The following is a 21,982-nucleotide window of genomic DNA, read 5'->3' as shown; positions in this document are numbered from 1 at the left end:
CCCGTGCCTCCAAGGGTGTCAGTCGAGCGCGAGGAGGCTCATAGGCGAAAATGCGGAAAAGCTCAACCCGGGGAAGGGGCAGGTTCCGCTCAGGCGGCGACCAGTCCCAGCCGCTCGTCACGCCGGCGCAGCAGGTGCATCAGCGGCAGAGCCAGCAGCACCATCCAGGCCTTGCCGATGATCTGGCCCGACAGGAAGTCGAGGCTGCCGAAGGCGAGCCAGAGGAAGACGATGCTGTCGATGACGAGGCCGACAAGGCTGGATGCGATCACGGCCGTGACGAAGCGGCGGCGCTGCAGCGGCGTGTAGACGGTGAAGTCTGCGAGCTCCGAGAGAAGGAAGGCCGCGACGGAGGCGACGACGATCGCCGGCGGTGCAAGGAAGCCGGAGATCGCGGCGCCGACGAAGATCGCGCCCAGCCCGACCTTGGCACCGAGGCGACGCTGGACGATGTCGCGCAGGACGAGCGCGAGGCCGATCATCAGCACGCCGCTCGGCGCCTTGATGCCCGGCGCGACCGGCACGAGGCAGGGACCGTTCGGCACGCAGACCGTGCCGACATTGCCGAGCATCCAGTTCGCGGCGGGGATGGTGAGCGTGAAAAGGGCGAGGGCGATCAGCCCTTCGGTCCGGCGCTGCTGGTCAGGAGTCATAGGATGGTCCAGTGTCGTCCGGTGAACAGAGAAAGCCAGCATGGCCTTTCGCCCGCAGCTCGCAGGCGGGGCAGGTTCCGCAGCCATAGCCCCACGCATGGCGCGTCGTCCGGTTGCCGAGATAGCAGCTATGGCTGTCCTCGACCACCAGATCGAGCAGCGCCTCGCCGCCAAGCTCGCGGGCCAGTGCGAAGGTCTGCGCCTTGTCGCGCCACATCAGCGGCGTGTGCAGCACCAGTCGGCGATCGAGCCCGAGATTGAGGGCGACCTGCATCGCCTTGATGGTGTCGTCGCGGCAATCGGGATAGCCGGAATAATCGGTCTCGCAGACACCGAGCACGACGTGCTTGCAGTTCCGGCGGTAAGCCAGCGCCGCGGCGAAGGTCAGGAATATCAGGTTCCGCCCAGGCACGAAGGTCGTCGGCAGGCCGGTATCGGCGAAGGCGATCTCGCTCTCGCGCGTCAGTGCGGTCTCGGAAATCGTGCCGAGCGCGGCGAGATCGATGATGTGGTCGGGGCCCAGCCGTTCGGCACGGGCTGATGACAGGGCGGGCAGCTTCTGGCGGATGGCGAGCCGGCATTCCAGCTCGACGCGGTGGCGCTGGCCATAATCGAAGCCGACGGTCTCGACCGAGCCGAAGCGGGCAAGCGCCCAGGCGAGCGCGACGGTCGAGTCCTGCCCACCCGAGAACAGGACGAGGGCGCGGCTTCCGCCGGTCGTGGCAGCCGTCATCGTGCCATCCCGTTCAGTCGAACAGGCTGGAGACGCTCGATTCGCTCGCGGTGCGCTCGATCGCCTCGCCCATCAGGTTGGCAATGGAAATGACGCGGATATTGCGCGCCACCTTCACGGCCTCGGTCGGCATGATCGAATCGGTGATCACCAGCTCCTTGAGCTTGGAGTTGGCGATGCGCGCGACCGCGCCGCCCGACAGCACGCCATGGGTGATGTAGGCGTAGACTTCCCTGGCACCTTCCGCGAGTAGTGCTTCGGCGGCGTTGCAGAGGGTTCCGCCGGAATCGACGATATCGTCGAGCAGGATGCAGGAACGGCCCTCGACCGAGCCGATGATGTTCATCACCTCGGATTCGCCGGGCCGGTCGCGGCGCTTGTCGACGATGGCGAGCGGAGCGTCGATGCGCTTGGCCAGCGCACGGGCACGGACCACGCCGCCGACATCCGGCGAAACGACCATGGCGTTCTTGTAGTCGAGCCGTTCCTTGATATCGCGGGCCATCAATGGCGCACCGAACAGGTTGTCGGTCGGGATGTCGAAGAAGCCCTGGATCTGCCCGGCATGGAGATCGAGCGTCAGAACGCGGTCGACGCCGGCATGGGTGATGAGATTGGCGACGAGCTTCGCCGAGATTGGCGTACGGCCCGAGGCACGGCGATCCTGCCGGGCATAGCCGAAATAGGGGATCACCGCGGTAATGCGCCGTGCCGAGGAACGGCGCAGCGCATCCGTGATGATCAACAGTTCCATCAGGTGGTCATTGGTGGGGAAGGAGGTCGACTGGATGACGAAGACGTCCTGCCCGCGAACATTCTCCTGGATCTCGACGAAGACCTCCATGTCGGCGAAACGCCGGACCTGCGCCTTGGCAAGGGGGATGTCGAGGGAGGCACAGATCGCTTCGGCGAGCGGCCGGTTGGAGTTTCCGGCGACGACTTTGAACGAAGAGGGCATGCCGTGGCGCACCGTGAGGACTGGCTGGGCGGGAGCCGTGAGACCGGCTGAATTCGCAGCGCTCATAACAGCGCCATGACAATGAGTCGACCGCTGCACTGCAAAAACAGTGCGCGAATCACGCCTCGCCCCACTGCGTTCAGCGGGATGCTTCGCTCAGGAGCGCTTGCCGTTGGGCGCTGCCGCCGTCTTGGTTTTGGCCTTGTCCTTATCCTTGGCGCCGTCGGCGGCAGGCTTGTCCGGCACCGGAGCAGTAATGAGGAAACCTGCGATGGCGTCCATCGAATCCGATGCTGCCTTGGCGACGATGGTCTGGTCGATGCTCGACCAGGGGTCGCCGCCGCCGCCGCGCCTGCCGAGGCTCTCGCCCTGCACCCGCTGGGCGCGCTTCTTGCTCTCGTCATAGACGTCCCAGACGAAGGCAAGCGCGGTCTGGCCGTCCTCTGTCGGCTGGGCGGTCAGATAGCCGCGAACCCGGAATCGCGCAGGCGCATTGCCGGCGACGATCTCCATCTTGCGTTCCGCCGCCGCCTCACCGAGCAGGCTTGCAAAATTCGTGGTGACCTGGTCGGGCGCACCGGAGATGCTCTGAACCGAGACCGGGACGCCGGGCGCATCGACGCGTGGACGCGCGGCGGTGCTGGTGGTTTCCTGGCAGCCTGCGAGAGCAAGCGCGAAAGCTGGCCCCAGAACGAGGCCACTTGAACGACTAAACATGACGCCTCCCGCTTTTTGCGTACGGGTTTGCTGAGGATTCCCTGCATGACCCTTGTAGGGTCAACGGATCGCGAGGTCCAGATCGGGCAAGTTCAGGGTTTCTGCGCCTGTTTCGCCGACGAGATAAGTGCGGCCGAGGCACATCGCGGTCTCGCTCGCCGAATCCATCAGGATCATGTGAGCGAACATCACCATGCCCGGAACGATCGGCCAGTCGTTGCTCTCGTAGAACATCGGCCAGTCCATCCAGCTCGGCGTGAACTTTGCGCCAAGCGAGTAGCCGCAGGCATTGAGTCGGTGGCGGGAAAGACCGTGCTCGTCGAAGACGCGGGCATGGGCGGCGAAGACATCGCCTGCGGTCCGCCCCGGCTTCAGTTCAGCCTCGCAGGCGAGGAGCGCCGCCTTGGCGGCTTCATGATAACTCAGATGCAGCGGGCGGGGCTCTCCGACCACGACGGTTCGCATGATCGCAGCATGGTAGTGCCTGTCGACGCCCGCGAATTCGAGCGTGATCTGATCCTGCGTGTCGAGTTTCCGGCGCCCCGCCTTGTAGCGGCAAAGCAGCGCGTCGCGGCCGGAGCCGATGATGAACTCGTTGGCCGGATAGTCGCCGCCGCCCGCGAAGATCGCATTGTGCTGCGCGGCCAGGATCTCACCCTCGTCGGCGCCGGCCCGGATCAGGTCGAGCGCCGCCCTGTCGGCGATGTCGGAGAGAGCGGCGGCGCGCCGGACATAGGTAATCTCCTCGGCCGATTTCACGGCGCGCAGCCGTGTCACGATCGTCGAGCTATCGACGAGATCGCCGACATCTGCGAAGGCCGCTTCCAGCTTGCGGCCGTTTGCGGCGACGAGACCGTAGGATTCGAACTCCACGCCGATGCGCTTGCCGGCCAGGCCGAGATCCCGTGCCAGCATGAGCAAGTCACGCGCAGGGTTCGCGTCGCGGCCATCCTTCCAGATGCGGATATCGGCCAGGTTCGAGGTGTGCTGGGCCTGGCGCAAATCGGCAGAGCGGGTCAGCAACGCCATGCTGCCATCGGCCTTCACCACAAGGCATTGGAAGAAGCAGAAGCCGAAGCTGTCGTAACCCGTCAGCCAGAACATCGATTCCTGCTGGAACAGGAAGAGCGCATCGAGCCGCTCGGCTTGCATGGCTGCCAGCAGGGCATCATGCCGGCGGGCGAATTCGGTGGGTGTGAAATGCAGGGCCATGGCTCGCGAATCCCCTGTGCTGACGTGGTCCTTATGCTTAGGCCGACCTCGCTCGGGCTCAAAGGACGTGGACGATGTGCCGCTGCGATTGCGGGCGAGGCCTTCGTCGCCCATATCAGGCGTGCTATGGAGCGCCGGCATCCGGCCCTGGAGATTGATGATGGCCACGACCTCGAACCGCATACTCGACGATCTCGCTCGTCTGGTGACCGACGCCGCCGGGGCCGCCCAGGGTGTGCGCCGCGAGGTCGAGACGGTTGCCCGCACGCAGATCGACCGACTCCTGCGCGAGATCGATGTCGTGACGCGCGAGGAATTCGAAGCCGTGCGCGAGATGGCGGTTCTGGCGCGTGAAGAGAATGACAAGCTCGCCGCACGGCTGGCTGCGCTCGAGGCTGCGCGCGACAAGGGCTGAGCCAACCCGTTTTCCGGCTGTGGACAGCAGTCGGCAGGGATTGAGCCCAGCCCCCGAATCCGCCGAGCCTGCATCAGGTGTTGGGAGCGTCGTCGCGCCTGCGCTATCGTCGAAGGAGAGGTGATTCGCCGGCCGCATCCGCTTGGGGTGCGTTTGGCGGTCAGGAGGCCATGTAGCGGCTTCCGCAGTCTTGTTGCGTCCCGCGCTTCCCCGTCGCCGTGTTCCCGTTCTCGAACGAGCTGGACCCGCATCCCCGCGGGGAGCTGGCAGTTGGACCCTGGGCATGATGGACCTTGACCTGGACGCAGAAGCCGAACGGCCTGCCAATCCTCTCGACCTGATCGAACGCCTCGCCGCACTCAACAACTGGACGTTCGACCGCGACAGCGATGACGAACTCTCGGTCTCCGTCACCGGAGGCTGGTCGGATTATCACGTCGCGATCACCTGGCTTTCCGAGGTCGAGGCGCTCCATATCGCCTGTGCCTTCGATCTCAAGGTGCCGGAGCGGCGGCGCGGCGAGGTTCTGCAGCTTGTCAGCCTCGTCAACGAGCAGCTCTGGCTCGGTCATTTCGACCTCTGGAGTTCGGAGAACGTGGTGATGTATCGCCACGCGCTTCTGCTTTCAGGCGGTGCGGAACCGACCGACGAGCAGGCCGCTGCACTGATCAAATCGGCGATCGACGCCTGCGAGCGCTATTTCCAGGCCTTCCACTTCGTCGTCTGGGCCGGCAAGAGCGCGCGCGAGGGGCTCGAGGGCGCGATGCTCGAAACTGTCGGTGAGGCCTGAGCCTCTGGTTTCATCATGCCCGGGCTTGACCCGGGCATGCCTTGCCGCTTCTGGTCATGCGATGCCCGGCTCCGGGTCCAGCATGACAATACGTACCGTTTCTCGTGAGGCCTCCATGTCCCGTTCCCTGCCGCAAACCCTTGTTCTCATTGGCGCGGGCAAGATGGGAGGCGCCATGCTCGAGGGCTGGCTGCGCATCGGCATGGATCCGACCGGGATCACGCTGATCGACCCGAAGCCCTCGGACGAGATCGCGACGCTGGCGGCCGAGAAGGGCATGGCGCTCAACCCCGAGTCGCGCTCGGTGCCGCCAACCGAGGTTCTCGTGCTCGCGACCAAGCCGCAGATGCTTGATACGGCGGCGCCCTCGGTCCAGGCGTTCATCCAGCCGCAGACCCTGCTGATTTCCATTCTGGCCGGCAAGACACTCGGCGATCTCTCGGCGCGCCTGCCCAATGCCACGGCGATCATTCGCGCGATGCCGAATCTGCCGGCCTCCGTTCAGCGCGGCGTGACCGCGGCCGCTGCCGGAAGGGGGGTCAGTGCTGATCAACGGGCGATGGCGAATGCGCTGCTCGGCAGCATCGGAAAGGTCGAATGGCTCGCGACCGAGGATCTGATCGACGCGGTTACGGCCGTTTCAGGCTCCGGTCCCGCTTATGTCTTCCATCTCGTCGAGTGCCTGGCCGCGGCTGGCGTCGCAGCTGGACTCCCGGCCGAGACGGCCGAGCGCCTGGCGCGGGGCACCATCGAAGGAGCAGGGGAGATGCTCTATCAATCGCCGCTGTCGCCGGCGACCTTGCGCCAGAACGTGACCTCGCCCGCCGGAACGACGGCGGCAGCACTCGAAGTGCTGATGGCCGATAACGGACTTGCGCCGCTGATGCGCCGCGCAGTCGCTGCCGCCAAACGTCGCGCCGAAGAGCTTTCCGGCTGAACGGCCTTTTCTCGGCGGTGATCCAGACCTACCTTTCCGTCATCGCTTTGCGAATGGAGAGGTCCGATGGCCCGTAAACCCGCTTCCCCCAAAGCTGAAAGGCCTGCTGCCAGCGCGCCGCCCGCCGACCCGCGGAAGGCGGTGGTGGATGCCCTTTTCAATCTCGCGGCCTCGCGGCGGTGGGATGAGATCGAGCTCGGCGATATTGCCGCTGAGGCTGGCGTCTCGCTCGCGACATTGCGCAACCTGTTCCCGTCCAAGCTTGCCATTCTCGGCGGGTTGACCCGTATCGTCGACGATGCGGTGCTCGCTGGCCAGTCCGACGATCTCGCTGACGAATCCTATCGTGAGCGGATGTTCGACCTGGTCATGCGCCGCCTCGACGCGCTCGCCCCCTACAAGGCTGGCCTGCGGCGTGTAATACCGGCCGTGCGGCGCGACCCCCTGGCACTCGCGGGTCTCAATCGCGGCGCGGTCAATTCCTGGCGCTACATGCTCGCTTCGGCGGGGATTCCGACGGAGGACCCGCTGGGAGGAGTGCGCGTGCAGGGCGCGGCGCTGCTGATGGCGCGTGTTGTCGATGTCTGGCTCGACGATGACGAACCGGAACTCTCCCGGACAATGGCTCAGCTCGACCGCGAACTGAAGACGGCGAGCTGGGTGATGTCGCGGGCCGAGGACATCTATCGGCTCACCGCTCCCTTCCGGGGCCTCGCCCGTGCTTTCTGCGGAGCCCGCCCTCGGGTTCGCCGCCGGGAACGCGGTGAGGACCGCCGCCGCGATGAGGATGACGAGGATTTCGCCCCGGCCATCTAGCGGCGCCGCGCCCCGAGAAAATAAGGCGAAAGCGGGGCAGAATTAACAGGGCCTTAGCTGTTGCCCGCGAAGTGTGAAGAATCACACCTCGCGAGGCTCACCTATGCCGTTTCTGAAGAAGCTTGCTGCCTTGTCTATCGGCCGTTCGTTCGGTCTCATCGCCATTCTTGCCGCCGTCCTCGCCATTGGCGGTGTGAGCTTCACGCTCATGCAGGCCCGCAGCGAGATGATCGCTCTCAAGCGCGCCGAGATGAAGAATGCGGTCGAAGCGGCTGCCTCGACGGTCAACAGCTTCCTGGCCCGGGCTGAAAAGGGTGAGCTGAAGGAGGCCGACGCGAAGAAGATGGCGCTCGACGCCATCTCCGCAGCGCGCTTCGACAACGGAAACTACTATTTCGTCGTTAGCTTCGACGGCATCAGCGTTCTGCATGCCAACAAGAAGATCGAGACGACGGACATGATGCCGTTGAAGGACGCGACCGGAAAGTTCTTCGTCAAGGAGATGGTCGAACTCGCCAAGGCAAAGGGCACCGGATTTCTCGACTATTTCTGGCTGAGGACGAGCGACAAGGAGCCTTCTCTCAAGATTTCCTATGTCGTCTCCGTGCCGAAATGGAACTGGGTCGTCGGCTCCGGGCTGCATGTCGATGATGTCGACGCCGCTTTCCGTGGCATGATGCTCGACGTGGCCAAGGTCCTGGTTCCGCTTGGCCTGCTCATGCTTGGCCTGGTCGTGTTCCTGAGCCGCCGCTCTTCGAGCATGCTGACCTCGCTCGCGGACAGGATGAACGAACTCGCGACCGGCAATCTGCAAAGCTCGATCGCGCATCAGGAGCGTGGAGACGAGATCGGCAGCATGGCCCGTGCGCTGGTCGTCTTCCGCGACGCCGCGCTTGCCAAGGAAGAGGTCGAGGCCGACAAGCAGCGCGTCGAGGCACAGGCCAGCGCCCATCGCGACGCTGCAGACCAGGATCGTCGTCGTAACGAATCCGAGCGGGCCCAGAGCTCGGCCCAGCAGGAAACGGTTGTCCGAGCGCTCGGGGCGGGCCTTGAACATCTCGCCGAAGGGGATCTGACCTACCGGATCGCGGATGTCTTTGCCGCCGAGTACGTCAAGCTCAAGGACGACTTCAATGGCGCGATTGCCAGACTCCAGGAGACGATGCGCCAGATTGCCACCAACACGGACAGCATGAAGGCAGGCTCGGGCGAGATCAGCCAGGCGGCCGATGACCTGGCCAGCCGGACCGAGCAGCAGGCCTCCTCCGTGGAGGAGACCGCCACGGCGCTCGACGAACTCACCGCTACCGTCCGGCAGACGGCCGAAAGCGCGCGCCTCGCGAGCCAGGCGACCACTCAGGTCAAGACCGAAGCCGAGCAGTCGACCCAGATCGTGCGCGACGCCGTGTCGGCCATGGGCGGCATCGAGAAGTCCGCGGACGAGATCTCGCAGATCGTGGGTGTCATCGACGAAATCGCCTTCCAGACCAATCTGCTGGCATTGAATGCCAGCGTCGAGGCGGCGCGCGCGGGGGATGCCGGGAAGGGGTTCGCCGTCGTCGCTTCGGAGGTTCGTGCGCTGGCGCAGCGCTCTGCCGAAGCGGCCAAGGAGATCAAGGGCCTGATCACCGCTTCGACCGTCCAGGTCGACAAGGGTGTCGCGCTGGTCGGCCAGACCGGCCATGCCCTGCAGCGGATGGCTGGCGAGATCACCCGCGTCACTGCCCTGGTTGCCGAGATTGCGTCGGCAGCGCAGGAGCAGGCGGCCGGACTCCAGGAGGTCAACAGCGCCGTCAACGAAATGGACCAGGCGACGCAGCAGAATGCTGCCATGGCGGAAGAGTCGACGGCAGCGGCACACGCGCTGTCGCAGGAGGCTGATCGCCTGGCAGCCCAGGTCGCGCGCTTCAGGCTTGGCGGAGACGTTGCCGGATTGCAGGATATGGCACGCAAGATGGCGAGCGTCGTCCCGCCCGCCCCTCGTGCTGCCGCCCCGAGCCGCAAGCCTGCCCCTCACCGCGCGGCGGCGGCTGCCCGCAAACTAGAGCCGAGCGCACATGATCGCGCCTGGGAGGAATTTTGAGTACGACGTCCCAACCGTCAGAGACGATCAGCTTCGACGATTTCCTCAAGGTCGACATTCGCGTCGGCACCATCGTCGAGGCACTGCCCTATCCCGAGGCGCGCAAGCCGGCCTTCAAGCTGGTGATCGATTTCGGTGGTGAGATTGGCCTTAAGAAATCATCGGCGCAGATCACCACGCACTATCGCTGCGAGGATCTTCCGGGCCGGCAGGTCCTTGCGGTGGTCAATTTTCCACCGCGCCAGATCGGCAAGTTCATGTCCGAGGTCCTGACGCTCGGCATGCCGGACGCCAATGGCGAGGTGGTGCTGATCGGGCCCAGCCTCGCTGTCCCGGACGGCGGCAGGCTCTATTGACAAGGGCTCAGGCAGCAGGGCGTTCCCGCTGCCATGTCCCGGTTTCCATCGTGGTCGGCGCCGGTTCGGCTGCCGACCAGCTGAAGGGCAGCGCGCCCTTGCGCCGCCAGCCGCGCACGACGCGAAAGCGCCAGAGCCGCTGCGAGCCACTTAAGAAACCGAGTTCCGGGCCGCTCCAGACAATCTCGGTTTCGCCCTGAAGCTGAATGACGTCGCCCGTCGCGAAGTCGGGGAAAAGCAGGGCGGCGCGCGGCTCCAGCAGCAGGTTGCCGAGCGTGTTGAAGTAGTTGTTGCCGGCGAAATCCGGGATGGTCAGGACGTCGCCGTCGATCCGGACAAAGCCCGGCTGGCCGCCGCGATGCGAGATGTCGACGCCCGAGGCCCGGCCGTCCCGGGGGCCAGACGAACTGGCGATGAACAAGGTGTCCGCCGCGCCGATCACGGCCCGCGCGGCCGCGTCCAATCTGGTCAGCGACTCCCTGGTCAGCGACTCCGCCACCTCTGGCGAGCGGGCAATGGATGTCGGGATGCGAGCCTGGATGTATTTCGCACAGTTTCCAAAGCTCTGCGAGACCTCGACCGAGAGACCGCCTGCGTCGTGGGCGGCAATAATGCCGTTGGCCCGGTTGCGCCGCCTCGTCGTGAAGTCGAGGCCAAGCAGGCCGACGGGACGGTCCGTCTCCAGCGCTGCGGCTGCCGGATCGCCCGCTGCGGGCAGCGCGGCGATGCGCAAGCGGGTTGGCGAGGGGCTTTGCGCGAAGCCGGCTTCTCCGCACAGCACGGTTGCGATCGGCCAGCCATCGCGATCGAGCCCGCCGACGAAGAGATAGGGCAGGAGCGCGAAGAAGGTTCTGTGCTGGTCCGGCATGAGGTTGCGAATGCCGGCTCCGCGCGGGAATTGGCCCGCGCGGGCCTGTGCATCGCGCTCACCCAGATGGAAAGGGGACTCGTCCATGGCACATCAGCCCTTGGCCGGGAGCGGTGAGGGCGGGATCGGCTTGAAGAAGGGCAGAGCCTCGATGCGCGCGGTCCAGGCTCTCACTGCTGGGTAGGGCTCGAGCGAGATGCCGCCTTCCGGCGCGTGCGCCACATAGGAATAGCAGGCGAGGTCGGCCAGCGTCGGGTGCTCCGCCGCGAGGAAGGTGCGACCCGTCAGGTGACTTTCCATGAAGGTGAGCAGCCGCGAGGAGATCCGTTCGGCGCGGGCGGGATCGTCCTTCAGTCCAAACTGGGTGATCAACCGCGCGGTCGAGGGACCATGCATGACCTCTCCGGCGGCGATCGAGAGCCAGCGCTGGACCTGGGCCGCTGCGAGCGGCTCGCTCGGCAACCAGGCGCTGTCCGGAGCGTAGCGCTTCACCAGATAGACCATGATCGCGTTGCTGTCGGCCAGCATCAGCGCCCCGTCCTGGAGCACCGGGATCTGGCCAAGCGGATTGAGCGCGAGGAAGGCTTCGCTCCTGCGCACATCGGCCGGCGCCGACACGAAACGATACTCGAGCCCGAGTGCCCGCAGCAGCAGCTCGACGCGATGGCCGTGTCCGGAGAGCGGCGTGCTGTGAAGGGTGATGCCGGCTTGTGACATGGGACGACCTCCAGAGGTGAGGTCACAGTCTCGTTGTTTCAGCTGTTGCGCGAAATTTGCTATCTTTGAAAGTCAGAATTCCATTTGTAGGAACATTGATTGGACCGTCTCGACGAACTGGCGATCTTCGTCGCCATCCTTGATACCGGTAGCCTCGCCGGAGCGGGCAGGCAGCTGCGGCGTTCGCGCCCGGCGGTGACGCGGGCTCTTGCCGGGCTGGAGGAGCGCGTTGGCGCGCGGCTGATCGCTCGCACCACGCGCCAACTCACGCCGACGGATGCCGGGCGTGAGCTCGCGACCTCTGCCAGAAGGATGCTGGCTGATTACGAGGCGTCGATGTCGGGCGTGGCCGCGGCGCCAGTTCGTGGTCTGCTACGCATCACGGCGCCGCTGGCCTTCGGGCGGCGCCATGTCACGCCGCTGGTGACGGAGTTCCTGGACCTGCATCCGGAGGTGCAGGTCGAGCTGGTCCTGGCCGACCGCAATCTCGACATGATCGATGAAGGGCTGGATGTCGCAATCCGGATCGGTCCGTTGCCGGATTCGCGGCTGGTCGTGCGAAAGGTCGGAGAGGTCAGGCGCCTGTTGGTCGCCGCTCCATCCTATCTCGAACGCCGTGGCGTACCGGTGCGGCCCTCCGACCTGCTGCAGCATGACACCATTGCCAGCGTGGCAGCAGGGCAAGGCATGCTCTGGCGCTTCGGCGGATCGGCGCGCGGTTCGAGCGTTGCGGTCGCGCCCCGGTTCATCGTCAACGAGATTGAATCGGCCCTGCTCGCGGCCCGTGCTGGTCGCGGGCTGGCGCGGCCGCTTTCCTACCAGGCAGCAGACGACATTGCCGCCGGGACGCTGGTGCGGCTCCTGCGCGAGTTCGAGCCGGCGTCGCTGCCTGTGCAACTCGTGGTTCAGAGCGGGCAGCACCTGGCATCGAAAGTGCGAGCCTTCCTTGATCAGGCGGCCGAATATTTTCAACGCCTGGGTGTGATCCGGCCCGAGTAGCGGTGCCCACGGGCGGCGTGATGCGGTGCGATCAGACCGGCAGTCGCACCGTGGCGCGCAAGCCGCCTAGCGGCGAGTCGCCCAAGATGATGTCGCCGCCATGGGCACGGGCGATGTCGCGGGCAATGGCGAGACCGAGGCCAGTGCCGCCACTGTCGACATTGCGGGCCTCATCCAGCCGGAAGAACGGACGAAACACGTCCTCCCGCAATCCAGCGGGGATGCCTGGGCCGTCATCGTCGATCATCACGATCAAGTAACGGGCGTCGTGCGTAGCGCGAATGGCGATGCGATCGCCGAACCGCGCCGCGTTGGAGACGAGATTCGTCAGAAGGCGGCGGATGGCGTCCGGCCGAATCACGACCAGCGGATCGCCAACGACTTCGAGCTCGGTCTGATGGCCTTGGCGTTCGGCGTTGGCCTTCAGGTTTTCCAGAAGGGCGCGGATATCGGTCTCGACCGCAGCCTCGCCGGCGTCGCCACGGGCGAAGGCGAGATAGTCCTCGAGCATACGGCTCATCTCGTCGACATCCTTCTCCAGCGCGTCGATCTCGGATGAACGTTCGAGCAGTGCCAGTGAAAGCTTGAAGCGGGTGAGGATGGTACGCAGGTCGTGGCTGACGCCGTTGAGCATGGTCGTGCGCTCGCCGACCGAGCGTTCGACGCGGCGCTTCATTTCTATGAAGGCGTTGCCGGCACGCCGGACCTCGCGCGCGCCGCGCGGACGGAAATCGGAGTCGCGTCCCTTGCCAAAGGCCTCTGCCGCGTCGGCCAAGCGTAGGATAGGCCTGATCTGATTGCGCAGAAACAGCACGGCGATGGTCAGCAGGATCAGCGATGTGCCGATCATCCAGATCAGGAAGATATGGCTGTTCGAGGCATAGGCCTGGCTCCGCCGCGTCAGCACGCGCATCACGTTCGGCCCGAGCTTGACCCTGATCTCGATCAGGCTGGAGCGGCCGACCGTGTCGAGCCAGAAGGGACGTGCGACTTGCTGGCTGAGCTCCGTTGAGAGTGCACTGTCGAGCAGCGAGAAGAAGGGGCGGGGCCCCGGTGGCGGCAGATCGGCGTCCGGGATGATGTCGACATCCAGGCCCAGGCGCTCCAGCGCGATGCGACTGAGCACGCTCGCCTGTGCATCCTGCGGATAGCTTTCATAGACGTCGATCAGCGCCGCGATGTCGGCTGAGACGGCCGAGGACAGGCGTTGCGTCACGGTCTGCCAGTGCCGCTCCATGAAGACATAGGCGATGACCGACTGCAGCAGCACGACCGGCGCAATGACGATGACGAGGGCTCGCGGATAGAGGCCCTTCGGCATATAGCGGCCAATCATCCGCAGCGGCCGTCCGCCGAGCTTGAATACGGGCCTGAGCATGCGCGCGAGCCTGGCTCGCAAGTGTCCCATCGCGGCCCCGACCCGTCGAAGACCGAGGCCGACGGCCTGAGCCCAGCGCATGCCACGCGCACCGCCTTGCATCGATTCAGCCCCGATCCGTGACCAGCCGGTAGCCTACACCCCGAACGGTCTGGAGATAGAGCGGGTCGGCCGGATCGCGCTCGATCTTGCGGCGCAGCCGATTGATTTGCACGTCGATGGTGCGGTCATTGGCGGCGGAGCCCTGCGCCGCGAGCTGTTCGCGCGGGACATGCTCGCCCGCGCGCTCAGCCAGGGCCGTCAGGATCTCGCGCTCGCGCTCGGTGAGGCGGATGGTTTCCTCGCCATGGCGCAATTCGCCACGGGCGAGACCGTAGATGAAGGGGCCGAAGCGGACGAAGTCAGGATGGCTGCCCGATTGCGGAGCATCCAAGACGATGGTCCGCTTGAGGATGTTGGCAAGCCTCAGGATGAGTTCGCGCGGCTCGAAGGGCTTGGTGAGATAGTCATCGACGCCGATTTCCAGCCCGTTGATGCGGTCGGCGCTATCGGCGCGCGCAGTCAGCATCAGGATCGGGGCGTTGGAACCTCCGCGGAAGCGGCGGGCAAAGTCGAAGCCGTTCTCGCCGGGCATCATGATGTCGAGCACGATGGCATCGAAGACCAGATGGGCGAGGCGGGAATCGGCTTCCGCCGCATTGGCTGCGGTGGTGACGCGGTAGCCGTGATCCCCGAGAAAACGCGCCAGCAGGTCGCGCAGGCGGCGGTCGTCGTCGACCACGAGGATATGCGGGGCCTCATCGGGGACCGGCTTCAGGGCCTTGGCTGCGGTCATCGGGCTTGGTCCTCTTCATAGCCGGAGCGCGATCCCCGCCGCTGCGAGACAAGGATCCCACAGTTGGGCGACGGCACAATGTCCGGCTTGGATGCTCTTTGTCGCGCAGCTCACACCGGCGTGGCGAGAAAGCCCAGTACCTTCTTGCGTTCGGCCGGATCGATCAACCCCGCGAGATAGCGCGCCACTTGCTCGCCTGCCTCGGCGCCGACGGCGCTGAGCGCCGCATTGATCCGCTTGCCCTGGAGACGCGCCAGCCTCACGGCTAGCTCCTTGCCAGTCTCCGTCGGATAGAGGTTGCGCTGGCGCTTGTCCTGCGTGCCCATGCGGGACTCGACGAAACCGGTCTCGACAAGCTCCTTCAGCACGCGGTTGAGGCTCTGCTTGGTGATCTGCAGGATATCGAGCAATTCGGCTATCGTGAGGCCCGGGCGCCTTTGCACGAAATGCAGCACGCGGTGATGTGCCCGGCCGAAGCCGTAATCCGCCAGGATGCGGTCGGGGTCGCTGACGAAATCGCGATAAGCGAAGAAGAAGAGCTCGATCAGGTCGTAGGGTACGTCCTCGGCGGGCGCGGGCCGGGGCGCATCGGTCGATCGGACTTGCATGTCAGTCACGAGGCGCTCCATATTTTATGTCAGCCATGTTGACATATCTCAGACGGAAGATTACCGGTCAAGCATCCGGAGCGACTGATTATGTCGCTTTCGGTTGCTGCAGCGCAGTAATTGTTCAGTGCTTGCGCGCCCTTCGCCCTTGTGGCCCAGTTCGGCGCATGAAGACTCGCAGAGGAGTTGCCCCATGTCTGTCATTCCCTTCGACCAGCGCGACGGCGTGATCTGGTTCGATGGCAAGCTCGTGCCGTGGAAGGACGCCAAGGTGCACGTACTGACCCACGGGCTGCATTACGGCTCTTGCGTCTTCGAGGGCGAACGTTCCTATGACGGCGTCATCTACAAGTGCACCGAGCATTCGCAGCGCTTCCACAAGTCGGCCGAGATCATGGATTTCACGATCCCTTATTCGGTCGCCGAGATCGACGCGGCCAAATACCTCTGCCTTCAGGAGAACGGCCTCAAGGATGCCTATCTCCGCCCGGTCGCCTGGCGCGGCTCGGAGATGATGGCGGTGTCCGGTATGAACAACCGCATCCATACCGCGATCGCGGTCTGGGAGTGGCCGAGCATGTTCGACATGGCCCAGAAGCTGAAGGGCGTGCGCCTCGACATCGCCGATTATCGCCGTCCCGACCCGGCCTGCGCGCCGGTCCACGCCAAGGCGGCGGGACTCTACATGATCTGCTCGCTCTCCAAGCACAAAGCGGAGCGGGCCGGCTATGCCGACGCGATGATGCTCGACTGGGAAGGCAATGTCGCCGAATGCACCGGCGCCAACATCTTCTTCATCAGGGATGGCGTGGTTCACACCCCGACCGCCGACCGGTTCCTGAACGGCCTCACCCGCCAGTCGGTGATCGATCTGTGCCGGGCACGCGGTTTCGAGGTGGTCGAGCGGCGCATCCGCCCGGAGGAACTCGAGGGCTTCTCGGAATGCTTCATCACCGGCTCGGCCGCCGAGGTGACGCTGGTCTCCGAAATCGGGCCCTACAAGTTCATCACCGGCAATATGGGCAGGGTGATCATGGAGGATTACTCCGCTGCGGTGAGGCCAACCTCCAAGGCAGCGTGAGCGAAAGAACAAAGGCCCGGTCGAGAGACCGGGCCTTTTGCTATTTGGCGAGTTTCACGTCGCTTCGATAGAGCGTCGGCCAGTCCTCCGGACTCACGCCACGGCATTCCGGCATCTCGCTGAAGGTGGTCAGAATGAAGCCTGAGCCGGTCCAGGCATAATTGCCGGCGCTGCCGCAATCCCCGATGCCGCGCGCCTTGCCGAAGAAGCCGACTTGTCCGGTCGTGGGGTCGAAGCTGGCATTGATCAGGAGGTTGTCGCTGTTGCCGCCCGGCTGTGGAAACGCAACCTTCCTGGCCTTCGCGACATCAGTGCCGGTCACGCTCCAGAACCCGGTCGTGACATTGTAGGCGCCGCGCGAGCAGAGCAGGCCAACCAGCTTCGTGGATGCGTCAAGCGACCAGACATTGTCGGAACTCGTATCCGCGTCGCCGCTGTCGTCGCACAGATCGGGGTCGAGCTGTTTGAGGTGCTTGCGTAGCGCAACGGCGATCGCCTTCGTCGTCTTGGCGTCCGGCGCAGGAAAACCGGCAGTCGCCCGCGCGGTGATCACGGGCAGGGCCGGCGCCGCAGGCACGGTCGTGGCCGGGCCCTTCCGGATCAGGGCACTCGTGCCGCCCAGTCTGCCCTGTTGCTCGTCGATCCAGAGCATGGCAGCGACGGAGCCGGCGAGCGAAATATCATAAGTCTTGCCGGCAAGCTTGGCGGTCAGCCGGGTTGCCTTTCGGGCTGCGGCGATGAGGGCCTCGGTATCGGCGCCGGACAGCAGGACTGTTGCGGTTTCGCCATCGTCGCGACGGGCGGGCAGGCTCTTGCCTTTGGCGGAAAAGGGGGCGCCATCCAGAAGCAACTGTACGTCGAGCGGCGCCTTGAGCTGTTCGCCTCTGAGCCGCAGGGAAAGCTCGACTGCGCCGGCCGGTTCGGCCGAGCGCTCGAGCTTCAGGAAGCCGATATTGCTCGCCGTTTCCGCGGGCAGCGACAGGGCCGTGCAGCCTCTGAGGTTGTCGCATCCGGCGATCCAGTCACGGAAGGTCCTCGTGCCGGCTTCGGCGGCCTGGGCATGGCCCAGGCCGAGCAGAGTGACTGCAGCGATTGGGGAGATCAGCGGGCGCACCGGTCGGCCAGGCATTCGTTCAGTTCCAGCGTGCTGCGGCGGTATCGTCATCGGCCTTAGCCTCGACCCATCCGCCAATGGTGCCGTCGCTCAGATGCTCGCGCTTCCAGAAGGGGGCCCGGGTCTTGAGATAGTCCATCAGGAATTCGGCGGCCTCGAAAGCGGCACGGCGATGGCGCGATGTGGCGACCACCAGCACGATCTGCTCGCCGGGTCTGATGAGCCCGTAACGATGGATGGCGACCAGACCAGTGAGCGGCCAGCGTTCGACTGCCTCCGCTGCCACACGGCCAATCTCGGCCTCGGCCATGCCGGGGTAATGCTCGAGCTCGAGCGCCGCCAGTTTGCCACCTTCATCGCGGCAAAGCCCGGCGAAGGTGACGACCGCGCCGATGTCGACCCGATCGCGGGACAGCGCCTTGACCTCGGCGTTGAGGTCGAAATCCTCGCGCTGGATGCGGACAACCGGGAACATGGCGTGGATCCGGCTCGCGTCAGCCGCCCGTCATCGGTGGGAAGAAGGCGATCTCCCGGGCGCCCGCGAGAGAGGCCTCCGGCTTGACATGGACATGGTCGATGGCGGCGCGCACGATCGCGGCATTCTCGAAGGCCATCTCGTAGCCCTCGTCGCGCCCTCTCAGCCAATTCACGAGATCTGCCACGGTCCGTGCCTCGTGTGGCACTTCCACCGTCTCTTCCGCAACGCCGATGCGCTCGCGGACCCAGGCGAAATAGACGAGCTTCAAGGGGCGGGTCTCGGTCAGGCTGTCGATCATGATGCGCGTTCATCCTCGTCCACCAGATGGCGGATTCCGGAGTTAAGATAGTCCCAACCCGTATAGATGGTCAGGATTGCCGCCAGCCACAGCATGACGATGCCTATCTGCGTATTATAGGGCAGAACCTTGTCGCCGGCGGGGCCAGCGACCAGGAAGCCGAGCGCCAGGAGTTGAGCCGTGGTCTTCCATTTCGCCACCTTGCTGACGGGAACGCTGACCTGCAGCTCGGCCAGGAACTCACGCAGGCCCGACACCAGGATCTCGCGACAGAGGATGACGATGGCAGCCCAGAGCGACCAGCCATAGATCGTGCCGTCCGCGACCAGCATCAGCAGCAGCGCACAGACCAGAAGCTTGTCGGCGATGGGGTCGAGCATGCGGCCGATTGCCGAATGCTGGCTCCAGGCCCGGGCGATCCAGCCATCGAGATAGTCCGTCACGGCCGCTGCGACATAGATTGCCAGGGCGATCCAGCGCATCCAGTCGTCGCGCGGCCAGAAAAGCAGCGCCACCAGCGCCGGAATCGCTGCGATCCGGCCGTAGGTCAGCAAATTTGGCAGGGACCAAGGGCCCCGCCGTCTGATGGCGTCTGGAAGAATCGTCACGGGAAACACCAAAGCAGCGCCGTTGTGACAGCGTCAACACGCAATCCCGCGAGGCGTGCACGAGCCTTACGCATCGTGAAAGAAATCATGCACCGCCTTGGCGGTGGCGGCATTGACGCCGGGCGTGCGCATCAGGTCGTCGAGCTTGGCCCGCTGGATCGCCTTGACCGTGCCAAAATGCAGCAGGAGCGCCCGCTTTCGCGAGGGGCCGATGCCCGGAATCTCGTCGAGCGGGTTCTTGGTGATGTCGCGCTTGCGCCGGGCACGATGCGTGCCGATGGCGAACCGATGCGCCTCGTCGCGCAGGCGCTGGATGAAATAGAGGCCGGGATCGCGCGGCGGCAGCTTGAACGGCTCCTTGCCGGCCATGAAGAAAGTCTCGCGCATGGCGTTGCGGTCGGCGCCCTTGGCGATGGCAACGAGCGGAATATCGGTGGCGCCGCATTCGGCCATGATCAGGCGCGCGGCCTCGAACTGACCCTTGCCGCCATCGACGATGACGAGATCGGGGCGCGAGGGAAAAACGGCGTCGTCCTGAGCCTCAGGGGGCGGAACTGGGTCTTCGACTGCAGCGAGATCAGCAGCGTCGCGTCCCTCGGCAATGGTGCTCTCCGCAATGGCGCTCTCCTTCGACAACCGCGAGAACCGCCGCTTCAGCACCTCCCGCATCATGCCGAAATCGTCGCCCGCGATGGTGTCGGAGGAGATGTTGAAGGTGCGGTAATGGCTCTTCATGAAGCCGTCCGGGCCGGCGACGATCATGCCGCCGACGGCATTCGTCCCCATGATGTGGGAGTTGTCATAGACTTCGACGCGACGCGGCGGCTTTGGCAGTCCGAAGGTTTCGCCGAGTGCAGCGAGCAGACTCTGCTGCCCGGCATTGTCGGCGAGCTTGCGGGAGAGTGCCTCATGCGCGTTCTTCCGGGCGTGGGCGACGAGATCGAACTTCTCGCCGCGCTTGGGCGCCGCGATCTCGACCTTGCGGCCGGCGCGGGCCGAGAGCGCTTCGCCGATCAGTTCGATTTCCTCGACCTCATGCGAGAGCAGGACGAGGCGCGGCGGCGGCTTGTCGTCATAGAACTGGGTGACGACGGAGGCCAGCACCTCGGCGGGCGTGAGGCTCTTGTCGGCGCGGGGAAAGAGCGCGCGATTGCCCCAGTTCTGGTGGTTGCGGAAGAAGAAGATCTCGACGCAGAAATGCCCGGCCTGTTCATCGATGGCGAAGACATCCGCCTCCTCGACGCCCTGGGTGTTGATGTCCTGGCCGGCCTGGACGGCCGAGAGCGCCGCCAGGCGGTCGCGGTAGCGCGCCGCCTGCTCGAATTCGAGGGCCTCCGCCGCCGCCTGCATGCGCTCCGACAGCGTCCTCTTCACAGTCGAGGAGCGGCCTGACAGAAAATCGCGCGCCTGATCAGCCAGTGCCTGGTAGTCGGTATGCGAGATTTCGCCGGTGCAAGGGGCGGCACAACGTTTGATCTGGAAGAGCAGGCAGGGCCGCGTGCGGTTCTCGTAATAGCTGTCGGAGCAGGAGCGCAGCAGGAACGCCTTCTGCAGTGCGTCTATGGTGCGCTTCACCGCCTGGGCCGATGCAAACGGCCCAAAATAATCGCCTTTGCGCTGGCGTGAGCCGCGATGTTTGGCGATCTGTGGGGCAGGGTGGTCGCCGGTCAACAGGATATAGGGAAAGGACTTGTCGTCGCGAAGCAGGACATTGTAGCGCGGCCTGAGCTGCTTGATCAGATTGGATTCGAGCAGCAGCGCCTCGGTTTCCGTCCCCGTGGTGACGAATTCCATATTCGTCGTCTCGGAGATCATCCGGGCAACGGCGTTGGTGTGGGCAAGCCCGCGCGCATAGGCGGTAACGCGGTTCTTCAGGCTATTGGCCTTGCCGACATAGAGCACTTCGCCGGCCCGATCGAACATGCGGTAGACGCCGGGCTTGTTCGGCAGGTGCTTGGCGAAGCCGGCGATAACCTCGATGCCGTGCTTCAGTTCGGAGGGCGCGGTCACGCCGGCATCAATGGTTGCGTCGGGGAGCGGGAGGCCATCCTCCTCGTCCTCGATCTCGTCGTCCGGCAGGTCGTCGGTGCGCTGGCGATTCATGAGCCCGATGTAAGATGCCCGAGGCGTTTCGTCATGTCAGGAGCGTGCTCCGCCATGTGGCAAAATGCACGGATGAGGTGGTGCTCTCGGAGTAGCGTTGCTCCCATATGAACCGACCAATCCAAACGACACGCTGCACGAAGGACGAAACCCCATGCCCCAGTTGGACAATCTCCGGATCGTTCTGGCCGATCGCCCGGTAGGCCGGCCACGCCCCAGCGATTTCAGGTTCGAGCATGCAGCCGTTCCGGAGGCATCCGATGGACAGGTGGTTCTGCGCATCCTCTACCTTTCGCTCGACCCCTATATGCGGGGGCGCATGAGCGATGCGAAATCCTATGCCGCTCCGGTGGCGATCGGTCAGGTGATGGAAGGCGGCACCGTTGCGGAGGTTCTGGAGAGCCGCCACCCCACCTTCAAACCGGGGGATATCGTGCTTTCGCATTCCGGCTGGCAGTCCTACGCGGTGGCCGACGGGGCTCATCTGCGCAAACTCGATCCGGCCGCCGCGCCAATCACGACGGCACTGGGCGTGCTCGGAATGCCGGGTTTCACCGCTTATGCAGGCCTGTTGACGATCGGCCAGCCCAAGGCGGGAGAGACCGTCGTTGTGGCAGCGGCCAGCGGGCCTGTGGGATCGGCCGTGGGGCAGATCGCGCGGATCAAGGGCGCCCGCGCCGTCGGGATCGCCGGCGGCGAGACGAAATGCGCCTTCATCCGCGAGACCTTCGGATTCGATGCCGTGGTTGATCATCGCTCTCCCGATTTCGCCGACCAACTGGCGGCCGCCTGCCCGGATGGCATCGACGTTTATTTCGAGAATGTCGGCGGCAAAGTCTGGGACGCCGTGTTTCCGCTGCTGAACGGCTTTGCCCGGATTCCGGTCTGTGGCCTGATTGCGCAGTATAATAGCACGGGTGATTTCGAGGGGCCCGACCGGCTGCCCATCGTCTTGCGCCAGGTCCTGTCCAAGAGCCTGACGATCCGTGGCTTCATCCAGCGTGAATTCGCTGCGCAGCGCCCGACCTTTGAGCGGGAGGCGTCCGGCTGGATCGCCGGAGGCGCTCTGAAATACAAGGAGGACATCGTGGATGGCCTCGCCCAGGCGCCAGAGGCGTTCATCGGCCTGCTGGACGGGAAGAATTTCGGCAAGCTCATCATCAAGGTCTGAGCAGGGTGGGCGGGGTGCGTGCCAGCGCCCTTTTTGCTTGACCACTCTGCCTCC

The 21,982-nt window shown here is 65.1% G+C and carries 24 protein-coding genes; 9 read left to right on the top strand and 15 right to left on the bottom strand.

From position 1 onward, the window contains the following. Positions 1–89: 89 nt before the first annotated feature. From FG93_RS05225 to FG93_RS05205, 5 genes are all read right to left on the bottom strand, one after another. Positions 90–653 (bottom strand): VUT family protein, encoded by a 564-nt coding sequence (locus FG93_RS05225; RefSeq protein WP_043232652.1) that lies wholly within the window; start codon positions 651–653, stop codon positions 90–92. Next, positions 643–1,386 carry a 7-cyano-7-deazaguanine synthase QueC gene (gene queC / locus FG93_RS05220; RefSeq protein WP_043232651.1) on the bottom strand — a complete coding sequence of 248 codons (744 nt, stop codon included), beginning with the start codon at positions 1,384–1,386 and terminating at the stop codon, positions 643–645. The genes FG93_RS05225 and queC overlap by 11 nt, the downstream gene beginning before the upstream one ends. A gap of 13 nt (positions 1,387–1,399) precedes the next feature. Beyond that, positions 1,400–2,344 (bottom strand): ribose-phosphate pyrophosphokinase, encoded by a 945-nt coding sequence (locus FG93_RS05215; protein WP_043232695.1) that lies wholly within the window; start codon positions 2,342–2,344, stop codon positions 1,400–1,402. Between the two features lie 156 nt (positions 2,345–2,500). Next, on the bottom strand, positions 2,501–3,061 hold the full coding sequence (locus tag FG93_RS05210) for a hypothetical protein (protein ID WP_043232649.1): 561 nt from the start codon (positions 3,059–3,061) through the stop codon (positions 2,501–2,503). Between the two features lie 60 nt (positions 3,062–3,121). Next, positions 3,122–4,273 (bottom strand): Xaa-Pro peptidase family protein, encoded by a 1,152-nt coding sequence (locus FG93_RS05205; protein ID WP_043232646.1) that lies wholly within the window; start codon positions 4,271–4,273, stop codon positions 3,122–3,124. Positions 4,274–4,433: 160 nt separating this feature from the next. Between FG93_RS05205 and FG93_RS05200 the strand changes: the two genes are divergently transcribed. The 6 genes from FG93_RS05200 (at position 4,434) to FG93_RS05175 (ending at position 9,670) form a co-directional block, all read left to right on the top strand. Next, on the top strand, positions 4,434–4,688 hold the full coding sequence (locus tag FG93_RS05200; RefSeq protein WP_043232693.1) for an accessory factor UbiK family protein: 255 nt from the start codon (positions 4,434–4,436) through the stop codon (positions 4,686–4,688). 283 nt (positions 4,689–4,971) lie between these two features. Continuing rightward, complete coding sequence (locus tag FG93_RS05195; RefSeq protein ID WP_043232643.1) at positions 4,972–5,478, top strand: YbjN domain-containing protein; 507 nt, start codon at positions 4,972–4,974, stop codon at positions 5,476–5,478. A gap of 115 nt (positions 5,479–5,593) precedes the next feature. After that, complete coding sequence (gene proC / locus FG93_RS05190) at positions 5,594–6,415, top strand: pyrroline-5-carboxylate reductase (RefSeq protein ID WP_043232641.1); 822 nt, start codon at positions 5,594–5,596, stop codon at positions 6,413–6,415. Between the two features lie 144 nt (positions 6,416–6,559). Continuing rightward, a complete protein-coding gene (locus FG93_RS05185) occupies positions 6,560–7,231 on the top strand; it encodes a TetR/AcrR family transcriptional regulator (RefSeq protein WP_244448500.1) in 672 nt (223 codons plus the stop codon). A gap of 103 nt (positions 7,232–7,334) precedes the next feature. After that, the gene (locus FG93_RS05180; protein ID WP_043232637.1) at positions 7,335–9,314 is read left to right on the top strand and encodes a methyl-accepting chemotaxis protein; all 1,980 of its coding nucleotides are present in this window, start codon (positions 7,335–7,337) and stop codon (positions 9,312–9,314) included. Then, the gene (locus tag FG93_RS05175) at positions 9,311–9,670 is read left to right on the top strand and encodes a tRNA-binding protein (RefSeq protein WP_043232634.1); all 360 of its coding nucleotides are present in this window, start codon (positions 9,311–9,313) and stop codon (positions 9,668–9,670) included. Before FG93_RS05180 ends, FG93_RS05175 begins: the two co-directional genes overlap by 4 nt. A 7-nt stretch (positions 9,671–9,677) precedes the next feature. Here the strand turns inward: FG93_RS05175 and FG93_RS05170 are convergent, their stop codons facing one another. After that, positions 9,678–10,625 carry a pyridoxamine 5'-phosphate oxidase family protein gene (locus FG93_RS05170; RefSeq protein ID WP_043232632.1) on the bottom strand — a complete coding sequence of 316 codons (948 nt, stop codon included), beginning with the start codon at positions 10,623–10,625 and terminating at the stop codon, positions 9,678–9,680. Between the two features lie 6 nt (positions 10,626–10,631). Next, complete coding sequence (locus FG93_RS05165; protein WP_043232630.1) at positions 10,632–11,255, bottom strand: glutathione S-transferase; 624 nt, start codon at positions 11,253–11,255, stop codon at positions 10,632–10,634. A gap of 99 nt (positions 11,256–11,354) precedes the next feature. Here FG93_RS05165 and FG93_RS05160 point away from each other — a divergent pair, with 99 nt between their 5' ends. Beyond that, positions 11,355–12,254: a LysR family transcriptional regulator gene (locus FG93_RS05160; RefSeq protein WP_043232628.1), complete on the top strand. Its 900-nt coding sequence runs from the start codon at positions 11,355–11,357 to the stop codon at positions 12,252–12,254. A gap of 31 nt (positions 12,255–12,285) precedes the next feature. Here FG93_RS05160 and FG93_RS05155 read toward each other — a convergent pair whose 3' ends face one another. From FG93_RS05155 to FG93_RS05145, 3 genes are all read right to left on the bottom strand, one after another. Next, a complete protein-coding gene (locus FG93_RS05155) occupies positions 12,286–13,632 on the bottom strand; it encodes an ATP-binding protein (RefSeq protein ID WP_081881320.1) in 1,347 nt (448 codons plus the stop codon). Between the two features lie 106 nt (positions 13,633–13,738). Beyond that, positions 13,739–14,467, bottom strand: coding sequence for a response regulator (locus FG93_RS05150; RefSeq protein ID WP_043232625.1), 729 nt, complete (start codon positions 14,465–14,467; stop codon positions 13,739–13,741). A gap of 110 nt (positions 14,468–14,577) precedes the next feature. Then, positions 14,578–15,075 carry a MarR family winged helix-turn-helix transcriptional regulator gene (locus FG93_RS05145; protein WP_043232688.1) on the bottom strand — a complete coding sequence of 166 codons (498 nt, stop codon included), beginning with the start codon at positions 15,073–15,075 and terminating at the stop codon, positions 14,578–14,580. 193 nt (positions 15,076–15,268) lie between these two features. On the opposite strand from FG93_RS05145, the gene FG93_RS05140 reads away from it, so the two are divergent. Next, entirely contained in the window at positions 15,269–16,156 is an 888-nt protein-coding gene (locus FG93_RS05140) for a branched-chain amino acid aminotransferase (RefSeq protein ID WP_043232623.1), read from the top strand. 40 nt (positions 16,157–16,196) lie between these two features. Here the strand turns inward: FG93_RS05140 and FG93_RS05135 are convergent, their stop codons facing one another. The 5 genes from FG93_RS05135 to uvrC all read right to left on the bottom strand — a co-directional run bounded on the left by FG93_RS05135 (position 16,197) and on the right by uvrC (position 20,757). Continuing rightward, positions 16,197–17,285, bottom strand: a complete 1,089-nt coding sequence (locus FG93_RS05135) for a DUF1176 domain-containing protein (protein ID WP_052513402.1) — start codon at positions 17,283–17,285, stop codon at positions 16,197–16,199. A gap of 4 nt (positions 17,286–17,289) precedes the next feature. Beyond that, complete coding sequence (locus FG93_RS05130) at positions 17,290–17,745, bottom strand: molybdenum cofactor biosynthesis protein MoaE (RefSeq protein ID WP_043232621.1); 456 nt, start codon at positions 17,743–17,745, stop codon at positions 17,290–17,292. A 19-nt stretch (positions 17,746–17,764) separates the two neighbouring features. After that, the gene (gene moaD, locus FG93_RS05125) at positions 17,765–18,016 is read right to left on the bottom strand and encodes a molybdopterin converting factor subunit 1 (RefSeq protein WP_043232686.1); all 252 of its coding nucleotides are present in this window, start codon (positions 18,014–18,016) and stop codon (positions 17,765–17,767) included. 26 nt (positions 18,017–18,042) lie between these two features. Continuing rightward, positions 18,043–18,654, bottom strand: coding sequence for a CDP-diacylglycerol--glycerol-3-phosphate 3-phosphatidyltransferase (gene pgsA / locus FG93_RS05120; RefSeq protein WP_043232683.1), 612 nt, complete (start codon positions 18,652–18,654; stop codon positions 18,043–18,045). 66 nt (positions 18,655–18,720) lie between these two features. Then, positions 18,721–20,757 carry an excinuclease ABC subunit UvrC gene (gene uvrC, locus FG93_RS05115; protein ID WP_043232620.1) on the bottom strand — a complete coding sequence of 679 codons (2,037 nt, stop codon included), beginning with the start codon at positions 20,755–20,757 and terminating at the stop codon, positions 18,721–18,723. A 154-nt stretch (positions 20,758–20,911) separates the two neighbouring features. Here uvrC and FG93_RS05110 point away from each other — a divergent pair, with 154 nt between their 5' ends. Next, positions 20,912–21,928: an NADP-dependent oxidoreductase gene (locus tag FG93_RS05110; protein ID WP_043232618.1), complete on the top strand. Its 1,017-nt coding sequence runs from the start codon at positions 20,912–20,914 to the stop codon at positions 21,926–21,928. The last annotated feature ends 54 nt before the right edge of the window (positions 21,929–21,982 follow it).

Source organism: Allobosea sp. LC85 (assembly GCF_000735605.1).
GTDB lineage: Bacteria > Pseudomonadota > Alphaproteobacteria > Rhizobiales > Beijerinckiaceae > Allobosea.
The sequence above is the reverse complement of the archived record's forward strand: the minus strand, read 5'-3'. Positions and strand labels throughout refer to the sequence as shown.

What these genes read in the sequence shown, in the direction of transcription:
- FG93_RS05225 (WP_043232652.1), bottom strand. Translation starts at nt 653, where the DNA reads ATGACTCCTGACCAGCAGCGCCGGACCGAAGGGCTGATCGCCCTCGCC.
- queC (WP_043232651.1), bottom strand. Translation starts at nt 1,386, where the DNA reads ATGACGGCTGCCACGACCGGCGGAAGCCGCGCCCTCGTCCTGTTCTCG.
- FG93_RS05215 (WP_043232695.1), bottom strand. Translation starts at nt 2,344, where the DNA reads ATGCCCTCTTCGTTCAAAGTCGTCGCCGGAAACTCCAACCGGCCGCTC.
- FG93_RS05210 (WP_043232649.1), bottom strand. Translation starts at nt 3,061, where the DNA reads ATGTTTAGTCGTTCAAGTGGCCTCGTTCTGGGGCCAGCTTTCGCGCTT.
- FG93_RS05205 (WP_043232646.1), bottom strand. Translation starts at nt 4,273, where the DNA reads ATGGCCCTGCATTTCACACCCACCGAATTCGCCCGCCGGCATGATGCC.
- FG93_RS05200 (WP_043232693.1), top strand. Translation starts at nt 4,434, where the DNA reads ATGGCCACGACCTCGAACCGCATACTCGACGATCTCGCTCGTCTGGTG.
- FG93_RS05195 (WP_043232643.1), top strand. Translation starts at nt 4,972, where the DNA reads ATGATGGACCTTGACCTGGACGCAGAAGCCGAACGGCCTGCCAATCCT.
- proC (WP_043232641.1), top strand. Translation starts at nt 5,594, where the DNA reads ATGTCCCGTTCCCTGCCGCAAACCCTTGTTCTCATTGGCGCGGGCAAG.
- FG93_RS05180 (WP_043232637.1), top strand. Translation starts at nt 7,335, where the DNA reads ATGCCGTTTCTGAAGAAGCTTGCTGCCTTGTCTATCGGCCGTTCGTTC.
- FG93_RS05170 (WP_043232632.1), bottom strand. Translation starts at nt 10,625, where the DNA reads ATGGACGAGTCCCCTTTCCATCTGGGTGAGCGCGATGCACAGGCCCGC.
- FG93_RS05165 (WP_043232630.1), bottom strand. Translation starts at nt 11,255, where the DNA reads ATGTCACAAGCCGGCATCACCCTTCACAGCACGCCGCTCTCCGGACAC.
- FG93_RS05155 (WP_081881320.1), bottom strand. Translation starts at nt 13,632, where the DNA reads ATGCTCAGGCCCGTATTCAAGCTCGGCGGACGGCCGCTGCGGATGATT.
- FG93_RS05150 (WP_043232625.1), bottom strand. Translation starts at nt 14,467, where the DNA reads ATGACCGCAGCCAAGGCCCTGAAGCCGGTCCCCGATGAGGCCCCGCAT.
- FG93_RS05145 (WP_043232688.1), bottom strand. Translation starts at nt 15,075, where the DNA reads ATGCAAGTCCGATCGACCGATGCGCCCCGGCCCGCGCCCGCCGAGGAC.
- FG93_RS05140 (WP_043232623.1), top strand. Translation starts at nt 15,269, where the DNA reads ATGTCTGTCATTCCCTTCGACCAGCGCGACGGCGTGATCTGGTTCGAT.
- FG93_RS05135 (WP_052513402.1), bottom strand. Translation starts at nt 17,285, where the DNA reads ATGCCTGGCCGACCGGTGCGCCCGCTGATCTCCCCAATCGCTGCAGTC.
- FG93_RS05130 (WP_043232621.1), bottom strand. Translation starts at nt 17,745, where the DNA reads ATGTTCCCGGTTGTCCGCATCCAGCGCGAGGATTTCGACCTCAACGCC.
- uvrC (WP_043232620.1), bottom strand. Translation starts at nt 20,757, where the DNA reads ATGAATCGCCAGCGCACCGACGACCTGCCGGACGACGAGATCGAGGAC.
- FG93_RS05110 (WP_043232618.1), top strand. Translation starts at nt 20,912, where the DNA reads ATGCCCCAGTTGGACAATCTCCGGATCGTTCTGGCCGATCGCCCGGTA.